Source organism: Streptomyces sp. H27-H5 (genome assembly GCF_026627505.1).
Lineage (GTDB): Bacteria > Actinomycetota > Actinomycetes > Streptomycetales > Streptomycetaceae > Streptomyces.
The window spans coordinates 42,940-53,045 of sequence record NZ_JAPNLK010000060.1 but is presented as its reverse complement, the minus strand read 5'-3'; the positions used below and the strand labels follow the sequence as shown (position 1 = coordinate 53,045).

The 10,106-nt window shown below is 73.3% G+C and carries 6 protein-coding genes and 1 pseudogene; 1 reads left to right on the top strand and 6 read right to left on the bottom strand.

Translation table 11 applies throughout. From position 1 onward, the window contains the following. The first annotated feature begins 136 nt into the window (after nt 1-136). Entirely contained in the window at nt 137-2,566 is a 2,430-nt protein-coding gene (locus OTB19_RS27075) for a bifunctional serine/threonine-protein kinase/ABC transporter substrate-binding protein (RefSeq protein WP_267801115.1), read from the top strand. 31 nt (nt 2,567-2,597) lie between these two features. Here the strand turns inward: OTB19_RS27075 and OTB19_RS27070 are convergent. The 6 genes and pseudogenes from OTB19_RS27070 to OTB19_RS27045 all read right to left on the bottom strand — a co-directional run. Continuing rightward, nucleotides 2,598-3,098 (bottom strand): annotated as a pseudogene (locus OTB19_RS27070) (RNA-guided endonuclease InsQ/TnpB family protein); the annotation flags it as partial. A gap of 254 nt (nt 3,099-3,352) precedes the next feature. Beyond that, entirely contained in the window at nt 3,353-3,961 is a 609-nt protein-coding gene (locus OTB19_RS27065) for a hypothetical protein (protein WP_267801114.1), read from the bottom strand. 143 nt (nt 3,962-4,104) lie between these two features. Continuing rightward, nucleotides 4,105-4,392 carry a hypothetical protein gene (locus tag OTB19_RS27060; protein ID WP_267801113.1) on the bottom strand — a complete coding sequence of 96 codons (288 nt, stop codon included), beginning with the start codon at nt 4,390-4,392 and terminating at the stop codon, nt 4,105-4,107. A gap of 96 nt (nt 4,393-4,488) precedes the next feature. Continuing rightward, the gene (locus OTB19_RS27055; protein WP_267801112.1) at nt 4,489-4,893 is read right to left on the bottom strand and encodes a hypothetical protein; all 405 of its coding nucleotides are present in this window, start codon (nt 4,891-4,893) and stop codon (nt 4,489-4,491) included. Between the two features lie 354 nt (nt 4,894-5,247). Further along, nucleotides 5,248-8,265 carry a condensation domain-containing protein gene (locus OTB19_RS27050; RefSeq protein WP_267801111.1) on the bottom strand — a complete coding sequence of 1,006 codons (3,018 nt, stop codon included), beginning with the start codon at nt 8,263-8,265 and terminating at the stop codon, nt 5,248-5,250. Continuing rightward, nucleotides 8,255-10,105, bottom strand: coding sequence for a non-ribosomal peptide synthetase (locus OTB19_RS27045; RefSeq protein WP_267801110.1), 1,851 nt, complete (start codon nt 10,103-10,105; stop codon nt 8,255-8,257). Before OTB19_RS27045 ends, OTB19_RS27050 begins: the two co-directional genes overlap by 11 nt. Nucleotide 10,106 lies beyond the last annotated feature (1 nt).

Here is a 10,106-nt window from a genome sequence, read left to right as displayed (position 1 = left end):
ACTTCCTGCCCTCAGGCCTGCCCTTCGGCAGTCCCGAGGACTGCCTCGACTGCGCCTGCTACCTCTACCTCGGCGACCAGCCGACCTGACCAACACCCCTCCACGAACTTTCGCGGTGCAGCACTAGAGTGTGCGCGTGACCGAGCAGAACCCCGTACTCATCGCCGGCAGGTACCAGCTTCTCGAACGTATCGGCCAGGGCGGCATGGGCCGGGTCTGGCGGGGCGTCGACCAGCAGCTTTTCGGGCGCGAGGTCGCCGTCAAGGAGATCCTCTTCCCGCCCGGGCTGGACGACCACGACCGTGCCACCCTCGTCGGTCGCTTCACCGGCGAGGCCCGCGCGGCGGTCACACTCAGCCACCCCGGGATCATCACCATCCACGACGTCGTGGATCACAACGGCGCCCCCGTGATCGTCATGGAGTTCATCCGGGGGGAGTCCCTCGCCGCGGCCATCCGTCGGGAGGGCCGGCTGCCGGTGCGGCGGGTGGCGGAGATCGGCTCCGCGATGCTCGACGCGCTCGCGGAGGCGCACCGCGCGCGGATCGTCCACCGCGACATCAAGCCGGACAACGTGCTCCTGACCAAGGACCGCGTCATCGTCACCGACTTCGGCATCGCCCACCTCGCGGACGCGACGACCAAGCTCAGCCACAGCGGCATCGTCATCGGCACCCCTCAGTACATGCCGCCGGAGCAGTTGGAGGGGAAGCGGCCGACTCCCGCCAACGACCTGTGGGCACTCGGCGCGACCCTCTACCACGCCGTCGAAGGGCACCCGCCGTTCGAGGCGGAGGGATTGCACGCCCTCGCCGTGGCCGTCTTCACCCGCCCCCACACCCCGCCGGTCCACGCCGGGCCCCTGGCACCGGTGCTGGAAGCGCTGCTCGCCAAGGACCCGGCGCGGCGCGTCGGCGCGGCCGAGGCCGCCGCGTTGCTGGCGTCGGCACTGGAGTCGCTGCCGTCCCGTACGGCTTCGACCGGCGGATCCGTCGGGCGAGGATCGACCGGCGGATCCGTCGGCCCGGGTCCCGTACCGGAGGCGACCGCCGAGGGCACTCCCACCCCGACGGCACCGGTGGCGGAGTCCTCCCCCGTACCGCCCCTGCCGACGCCCACCGTCAAGGATTCCGCGTCCACCGCCGGGGAGGCCGCGGCCCCGGCCGGGGAGGACGTGTCGGGCGCGGTCACCCTCGGGGGTCCCGTGCCGGAACGGCCCGGCGGCCCGCCCACGGTCGTTCCCCCGACCGACGATCTGGTGGCGCTCGGCGGCACGGATGACCGGCGGCACGGCAAGGAGGCGTCCACCCCGCGGCGCGACCTCACCCGGCGCTCGGTCGTCCTGGGAACGGCCCTGGCCACGGTCCTCGTCGGGTCCGCCCTCACCTGGACCCTCACCCGACCCGACACGCCCGACGGCGGGTCATCCGACAAGGGTGCGGCGGCCTCCCCCGTCACGGTGGTCATCGGTGTGGACGCTCCCCTCAGCGGCGGCATGTCCTCCTGGGGACTGGGCATCAGGAACTCCGCCGACCTGGCCGTGAGGAACGCCAACCGCACCGGTCACGTGCCCGGCGTCAAGTTCGAGATCAAGGCGCTGGACGACGCGGCCAGCCCCGTCAACGGCGCGCCGAACGCCACTCGGTTCATCGCCGACAAGGCGGTGCTGGGCGTCGTCGGCCCGCTCAACTCCGGTGTCGCCCAGAGCATGGTGGATCCGCTCGCGCAGGCGCGCCTGGTCAACGTGTCCCCGGGAAACACCAACCCCGCGCTGACCCTGGGCCCCGCCTGGGCCAAGGGCACGAAGTCCCGCCCGCATGACACCTACTTCCGTACCATCGCCACCGACGTCGACCAGGGCCCGTTCGCAGCCCGGTACCTCCACGACGCCGGAAAGACGAAGCTCTACGTCGTCGACGACAACAGCGCCTACGGCACCGCCCTCATCGCCGGGTTCGGCGCCGAGCTCACGAAACTCGGCGGAACCGTCGTCGGTACGGAGCACGTCGACCCCGCCCAGAGCGACTTCTCGGGACTCGCCGCGAAGGTCCGCGCCTCGGGAGCCGACGCCGTGTACTTCGGCGGCTACTACACGACCGCCGCGCCCCTCTCCCACCAGCTCAAGCAGGCGGGCGTGAACCTTCCCCTGATGGGCGGCGACGGCATCTTCGACCAGCAGTTCATCTCGACCAACCCGAAGGCCGAGGGCGACCTGACCACCAACCTCGGGGTGCCCGTCGAGGACCTGGCGGCAGGAGCGGAGTTCACCGAGCAGTACCGCAAGGCGGGGTACCCCGAGGCGGCCGGTTCGTACGGCCCCTCCGCGTACGACGCGGCCTGGACCGTCATCGAGGGGGTGAAGGCGGTCGCCGCCGCCCATGGCGGGACCCTCCCTGCGGATGCCCGGGCGAAGATGCCGCGGGCCGTGGCAGGACTGGCCTTCGACGGCGTCACGGGTCGTGTCGCCTTCGACGGGTTCGGCGACACCGTCAACCGCCGGCTGACGGTCTACGCGGTGAAGGGCGGCAGCTGGACCGCCGTGAAGAGCGGCACCCGCACCCCCTGACATCGGCGCGACGCCGCCGGGCGCGCGGCACTCACCAGCTGTCGGTCCGTGCCGTTGATCCAGCGCTGGTGGTCGTGGAAGGACAGGTGCGCCGTCGAGACGCCGGTGCTGCGTTGACATCCTCTCCGCCCAAGTGGGCGGAGGTTCCCGCCTGCCTGCCGGTGGTCACCGGCTGGGGCTTCGGGTGGGTTCCTGTTTCTTCGCGCCGTGCCGGGAGGAGCCCCGGTCTTACCCGCGCTCCGCAGGCTGATACCGCCAGTCCGGCGGCCTTGGCGTCGTTGACCGCCGCATTGATGTCCCGATCGAGGACAACCCCGCAAGCCCCGCACGTCCATACGCGGATACCGAGGGGCTTGGAGCCGTCCCTGACACCACACACCGAGCAGACCTGCGAGGTCGGTTCGAATCGACCGATTCGGTGGAAAGCTCGCCCGTACAGAGCGGCCTTGTATTCCAGCATCGCCACGAACGCCGACCACCCGGCATCGTGCACGGACTTGGCTACGCGCGTGCGGGCGAGTCCCTTGACCGACCCCCGTACGCGGGCGCTCACCGACTGAAGGGGGTACCGCCATGGCGTGTGCTTGCACGAACGCGGGTCGCACGAAGTGCGCCTGGTGCAAGGAGGCCGAACACCTGCGCAGGCCGCCGTCGGGACACAACTGCCAGTGGGGCAAGTGCTCCTGACCCGGCTCCGCCCGATCGGTTGATCCGCCGGTCCGCCGGCCAGTCGGTCGGTCGGTCGGTCGGTCGGTCGGCCAGTCAGTCGGTCAGTCGGTCAGTCGGTCAGTCCAGGGTGAGTTGGAAGTACGCCGTCTCCCGGAATCCGGCGCTCGGCGGGTCGACCTCCACCGTGACCGGAATCCCTTTCCTGCTCGGCTTGACGCGGATCGGAACGGTTCGCTTCTTGTCCGTGCCCAGCGTCGGCATGAGGGTGGCGGCGGACTCCCGCCGGTTCAACCAGCTCACGCTGTAACCGGAGGCGTAGTCGTCGAGCGACGTGCCCGCGCGGACCACCAGGGGCGCGGGACCGTATGCGGACACGCCGGCCTCCGGTGACTCCCCGCCGGGGAGGAGTTCTTCGTCGGTGTCGTTCTCGTAGGTCACCGTGAGGCTGTAGGTGCCGTCCGGCTCCGGGCGCGGTCGGCTGACCGTCACCTTCAGGCCGTCCTCGTACCGCGCGGTCGCGCCGGGGCCGAGCGGGTCCGCCACGTAGCCGGAAGGGCCGCTCTGCTCCAACTGGCCGTAGCCGTCGAGGCCCTTCTCGAACTCGGCCAGGGCCCAGGCGCCCAGGGCGACCAGGCAGGTGAGGACGGCGACGGCGATCGCGCAGCCGTAGAACCCCCGCGGTGTGTCCGAGGTCGGCGTACTGGTGGGGGTCTGGTCCGTGTCCATGCAGGTCACGATAGGGATCGGCCGGCGCACGGATCATGAGCAGGCGTACTCAGAGACCGCCTGAGTAGCCTCGTGCGCCGGCTTCCCCACCCGGACCGGGTGTACCGCGCGGTCGCGGGCGCGCGGAAGGCCGGGGTGAGGTGTCAGGCGTTCGCGTGGCGTGGGGTGACGGCCCGTCGGGGTGCGGCGTGGTGGGTCGGCGTCTCGGTGGGCCGGACGCGCCGCAGCCAGACGGAGGTCGTGACCAGCAGGCCGGTGAACACCGTGAGGAGAAGGACGGAGACCCACATCTGTCGGCTCCCGGGATGCAGCCAGCCGGCCCAGGCGGCCGCGGCCGCCCAGAGCAGGGCTCCGGCCGTGTAGAGGGAGCGGACCCGCCGCAGTTGGCGTGCGGCCCGCAATGACGTGAGGAGTTCGCGCTTCGGTGCCATGCCGGCCCGTCTACCCCGAAGTCGCCCGTGTCCACGGGTGAATTCGGGGTTGTTCCCCCAACCCGGAGCGACCGGCCCTCTCTAGGTCCTCGGTGTTCAGGAGGCTTCGGAGGGTTCGGGGCCTTCGAGGGCGTGACGGAACTTCTCCTTGAGGGTCTTCGGCGGGGCCTGGGTCACTTCTCGGGTGTGGATCAGACGGGCGGTGCTCACGCGGAGGTGGCACTCGCGGTGACGCTGCCTGAGCCGGACCAGCCAGGCGCCGTCCAAGGTGAGGAAGGCCTGACGGGCCGGGACGTCCCCCGGTCTCGCGTGACGAGCCAGGATCCCCGGCAGGTGGTACAGGGCCGCGTCCTCGGCCACGGCGCGAGCCTGTTCCTCCGTGCCGTTGACGGGGTGGGTGGCCACCAGTGTCCAGCGGTGCAGTTTGAGTTGCACTCCGTCGGCACTGCGCGTCGTCCGGGTGTCCTCCTCGATGAGGACGTACCACTGGTCGGTAGTCATGGCCGGAACCTAGTGCTGTGACCGGAAAGGTTCACCGTGTCACGACGCCCGGCACGGCACCTCGCCGCGTTGTCGAACCGCCCGAGTACGTCCAGTACAAGCGGCAGTCCTCCGCCTTGCGATGCACCGCACCGGACACCGCGACCCGGCAAACCTTTCCGGCCACAGCACTAGGTCGTCTCTTCCGGGGTCGGGAAGCACGGTTCACAGCCGTCTCGCCCCACGGCCGGGAAGATCGGCCGGTGCATTCGGCTCGCGAACGAGGGGTGCGGGCGATACGGGTCGGGGGGCGGTGCGGGCGGATACGGCCCGGGCCCGGAACCCCCGCAGGGGCTCCGGGCCCGGGCCGGTGGGTCAGGCGGTGCCGGGGGTCATGCCGCCGATCATCTCGGCCAGCACGGTCCGCCGGTCCTCTCCCGGCCGTGCTCGCAAGGGGCGGGCCAGGCGGGCGGCGTCGTAGTGCCAGCGGTGATCGAGGTCCCGGGGGACGTCGTCGCTCTCGCGGAGGTCGGCGCGGGTGTCGAGCAGTTCCGTGAGGTCGAGGGCCAGGTCACGCCAGGACACGTGGCCGCTGGACGCGTTGGCGACCCCGTGCACGGGACGGTCCAGGCTCTCGGTCACGGCGCGGGCCAGGGCTGCGGCGTGCACCCACGCCACTCCGTACCAGGGGTGGCCGGCGGCACCGGGCCGCGGCAGTTCGATCGGCCGGCCCTCGCGGGCGGACTGGTAGAGCGTGCCGATGGCGCCCCAGCGCAGCTGTTCGCGCAGCCGGTCGTGCGCGCCCCACACGATCGGTGACCGTACGGCGCTCGCTCCGCCGCGTCCCTCGGTGCCCGCGGCGCGCAGCAGCAGAGCCTCGCAGTCGAGTTTTGCCCTGCCGTACGGGCTGACGGGCCCGTGGGGCGGCGCTTCCTCGGCGACCCGGTCCGTGTCGGGGTGCCCGTAGGCGTCGACGCTGCTGACGAAGACGAACGGTCCGCGGCGCCAGGCGTCGACCATCGTCTCCATGGCCGCCAGGTCCACGTCGTGCCGGGTGAAGGTGCAGGCGGAGTGGACGATGGCGTCGGCGTGCGCGACGGCGTCCCGTAGTCCGGCCAGGTCGGAGAGGTCGCCCTCGATGACGTCGACGCCCTCGCCGGCGATCAGGTGGGCGGACTCGGGCCGGGCCAGCGCCAGCACGGGGCGGCCCTGTGCGGCCAGTTCGCGTACGACGAACGCGCCGACGCCGCCGGTCGCGCCGGTGACCAGGACCGTGCCCGGGCGGATCTCCCGGGAGCGGGGGGCGGGCCTGCTCGCGGCCTTCGCGGCGTTCTGCCGTGCGGCGCGTTCGTCGAGGAGCGCGGTCAGCGCCCGGGGCGTACGGGCCTGGAGGACGTCGAGGCCCGTGAGGGGCAGCCCGAGGTCCGTACGGAGCCGTTCGGCGAGTTGGACGGCCTTCAGGGAGTGGCCACCGAGGGCGAAGAAGTCGTCGTCGGGCGAGGGGAGGACACCGAGCACGGCGGCGAAGGTCGCCGTGACCGCTTCGGCCCGGGGGCCGGACGGGGCGCTCGGCGTGGACGACCCGGGCAGCCGGCCGTGGTCGAGGGGGCCGGCGGCCGCGCGCGGAAGCGCGTCGAGCAGGGTGACCGTGGCGGGCACGGACTCGGCGGCGAGCGATCGGCGCAGCAGGCCGAGCAGTTCGTGACCGGAGGGGCCGACGCTGTCGTGCAGGACGGCGTAGGCCACGGGCGGTCCCTGGGCGGGCCGGACCACCGTGGCGTCGGCGACCTGCGGGTGGGCGCGCAGGGCCCGCGCGGCCGGGTGCCCGTCGCCGTCCGGGTCGTCGCCGTCCGCTTCCCCGCCATCCGGGCCGTCACCGCGGTCCGGTTCGGCGTCGTGGTCCGGTTCGGCGTCGTGGTTCGGGCCGGTCAGGGGCAGTTGGGCCAGGGCGAGTTCCGGGTCGGCCGCCACCGCGTGGAGCAGGGCCGCGTAGTCCCGTACGGCCGTCTCCGCCACGGTGTCGTCCAGCGCGTTCCCGTCGTACTGGACGAGCGCCACCGGCTGTGCGGCGTCGCCCAGGCCCAGGCCGTAGGACAGGGTGAACTTCGCGCCGTCGGTGGGTACGTCGACGTATTCGGCCGACGTGCCCGGCAGGCGCAGGACCGTCGGCTCGCCGAGGACGTCGGAGGTGACGCGGACCAGCGCGGTGCCGTCGGCGCCGCGTGCCCCGGCGCCGAGGCGTTCGAGGACCAGGTCGAAGGGGATGTGCCGGTGGCTCTGGGCTTCGAGGAGTGCGGCGCGTACCCGGTCCAGCAGCTGGACGAAGGTCGGGGCGCCGGAGACGTCGACCCGTACGGGCAGGGTGTTGACGCACAGGCCGACCAGGCCGCGCATGGCGGTTCCGCTGCGGTGGGTGCCGGCGACGCCGATGATCAGGTCGTCGTCGCCGGTGAGGCGGTGCAGTGCGGCGAAGGCCGCGGTGAGCGACACCGCGAAGAGCGTGGCGTTGCGGTCCGCGCCCAGCGCCCGCAGGGCGTCGGGCACGGTGGGTGCGAGGGGTACGGTGCGCACGGCCGCGGGCCGGCGCGCGGAGGACGGCGCGGCCGCCGCGGGTCGGGGCAGGCACGGGGGTGCGGCGTCGGCCAGCAGGTCGCTCCAGCGGTCCAGTTCCGCCGCGTGGCCGGGCAGGGCGTCGTGCTCGCGGCGGGCGTGGTCGGCGTACCGGGGCGGTGCGGCGAGGGTGTGCCGGCCCGTCCCGTCGGTGGCCGCCGTGTAGAGGACGGCGAGTTCGCCGGCGACCGTCTCCAGTGAGCCGCCGTCCACGGCGATGTGGTGGAACGTCAGCAGCAGGGTGTGGTCCTGCGGGCCGTGGCGCAGGACGAGGGCCCGTACGGCCTCGCCGGCCGTGAGGTCGAACGGCCGGGCCGACTCGCGCCGCAGCAGCCCGGGGGCGTGCGTCGCGTCGGTGTCGACGACGGGTACGGGGACCGTCCGCGGCGCGGGCAACACCTCCTGGCAGGGTTCGCCCGCGCGCTCCGTGTAGCGGGTACGGAGAATGCCGTGCCGGGCCACGAGCGAGGTGAGGGCGCCGGTGAACGCGGCCACGTCGAACGGGCCGCGCACCCGGGTGGCGAACGGTACGTGGTACGAGTCGCCCGCGCCGCCGAGCCGCTCCATCAGCCACATGCGGCGCTGGGCGCGGGAGAGGGGGATGCTTCCGTCCTGCGGGCCGGTACCGGAGGCGTGGCCGGTGTCCTTCGGTACGGGACCGCCCGCGCCGGCGGTGGGTTCGGCCGTCACGCGTCGGGCGGTTCCGGCGCGGGCCCGGCGCAGCAGTTCCCGCTGGAGATGCTGTTGGCGCTCGCGGGCCGCGGAGTCGGCGTCAGTGGACATCGCTGTGCTCCGAGGTCTCGGGGTGGAGGTCGCTGTGGGCGGCCAGGAGGGCGCGTTCGACCAGTTCGGCCTGTGCGGCGACGGTCGGGGCGGCGAAGAAGTCGGCGAGGGAGAGTTCCACGCCGAGTTCCTCGCGCAGGTCGTCGGTGACGGCGAGGGCGAGCAGGGAGTGGCCGCCGAGGGCGAGGAACTCGGCGTCGGCGCGGGTGACCTCGCTGCCCAGTTCTCGGCTCCACACGTCGGCGACGGCCTGTTCCAGCGGGGTCATCGGCTGCGCCGGCGCCTCGGCGGGCCCGTGGTCGGCCGTGTGCGCGCGGGCGGTGAGCGCGCGTCGGTCGACCTTGCCGGCCGGGGTGAGGGGAAGGCGTTCCAGGACGGTGACCGTGTCGGGCACCAGGTGGGCGGGCAGGACCGCGGTGAGCCGCTCGCGCAGCGCTCCGCCGGACGGCACGGGGCCGGGCGCGGCGACGACGAACGCGACGAGGGACGCCTCGGGGGTGCCGGCTCCTTCGACGGTGACGGCGGCGTCGTCCACGTCCGGCTGCTCGCGGAGCGTGTGTTCGACCTCGGCGGGTTCAATGCGGAAGCCGCGGACCTTCACCTGGTCGTCGTTGCGGCCGTGGAACAGCAGGATGCCGTCGGTCCGGAGGGACACGATGTCGCCCGTGCGGTAGAGCCGGCCGGCGGCGGGCTGCTCGACGAACCGTTCGGCGGTGAGTTCGGGCAGGCCCGTGTACCCCTGGGCGAGCCTGCTGCCGCCGATCCACAGTTCGCCCCGGTCGCCGTCGGCCACCGGCCGGCCGTCGGCGTCCAGGACGTGTGCCGTGGCTCCGGCGATGGGCCTGCCGATCGGTATCGGCGCGTCGCAGTCCTGCCCGGTGACCCGGTGGGCGGTGGCGAAGGTGGTCGTCTCGGTCGGCCCGTAGCCGTTGACGAGCTCCAGCCAAGGGAAGGCGGTGAGCACCTCGCGGGCCTGTGCGGTGGCCATGGCCTCGCCGCCCACGACGACCGAGCGGAGCTGGGCGAAGACGCGGGAGCGGCGCGCGGCGAGCTGGTGGAAGAGGGCCGTGGTGAAGAACGCGACCGTCACGCCGTGCCGCTCGACGTGCCGGGCCAGGTCCTCCAGGGAGGGGCGCTGCTCGGTGCAGACGACGACCGCGGCGCCGTTGGCGAGCGCGACCCAGACCTCGAACGTCGAGGCGTCGAAGGTCATGGGCGAGTGGAACAGGACGCGGTCGCGGCCGGTGAGGGTGACGTAGTCGGGTGCGGTGACCAGCTCGGCGATCGCGCGGTGCGGCACGGCGACACCCTTGGGGCGGCCGGTGGAGCCGGAGGTGAACATGATGAACGCCGAGCTGTCCGGGTCGGACGCGTCGACGGGCCGGCCGCTCGTGAGCGGCTCCTCGGGCAGGGCGAGGACGGGGCCGGGGAGCCTGGCGGCCTCCAGCAGCTTCGCGTCGCCGACGGTGAGCGTCACCTCGGCGTCGGTGATCATCGCCTCGGTGCGCGGCCTGGGCTGGGCGGGATCGAGCGGCACGCACACCGCTCCGGCCAGCCACAGCCCGAGCTGGGCCACGACCGTGCGGGACGACCGTGTCGTCAGCAGCGCCACCCGGTCGCCGCGCACCACGTGGTGGTCGCGCAGGCGGGCCGCGAGGGCGTGGCCGGCCAGGAGGAGCCGGCCGTAGGTGAGGGTGGTGTCACCGTCCACGACGGCGAGGGCGTTCGGGGTGAGCTCGGCATGCCGTGCGACGAGGGCCGGCAGGGTGGCCGCCCGGGCCGACGGCGGTACGGGCGTGCCGTTCGCCGGGTCGGCGGGCTGCAAGGTGGTGGGTGCCATG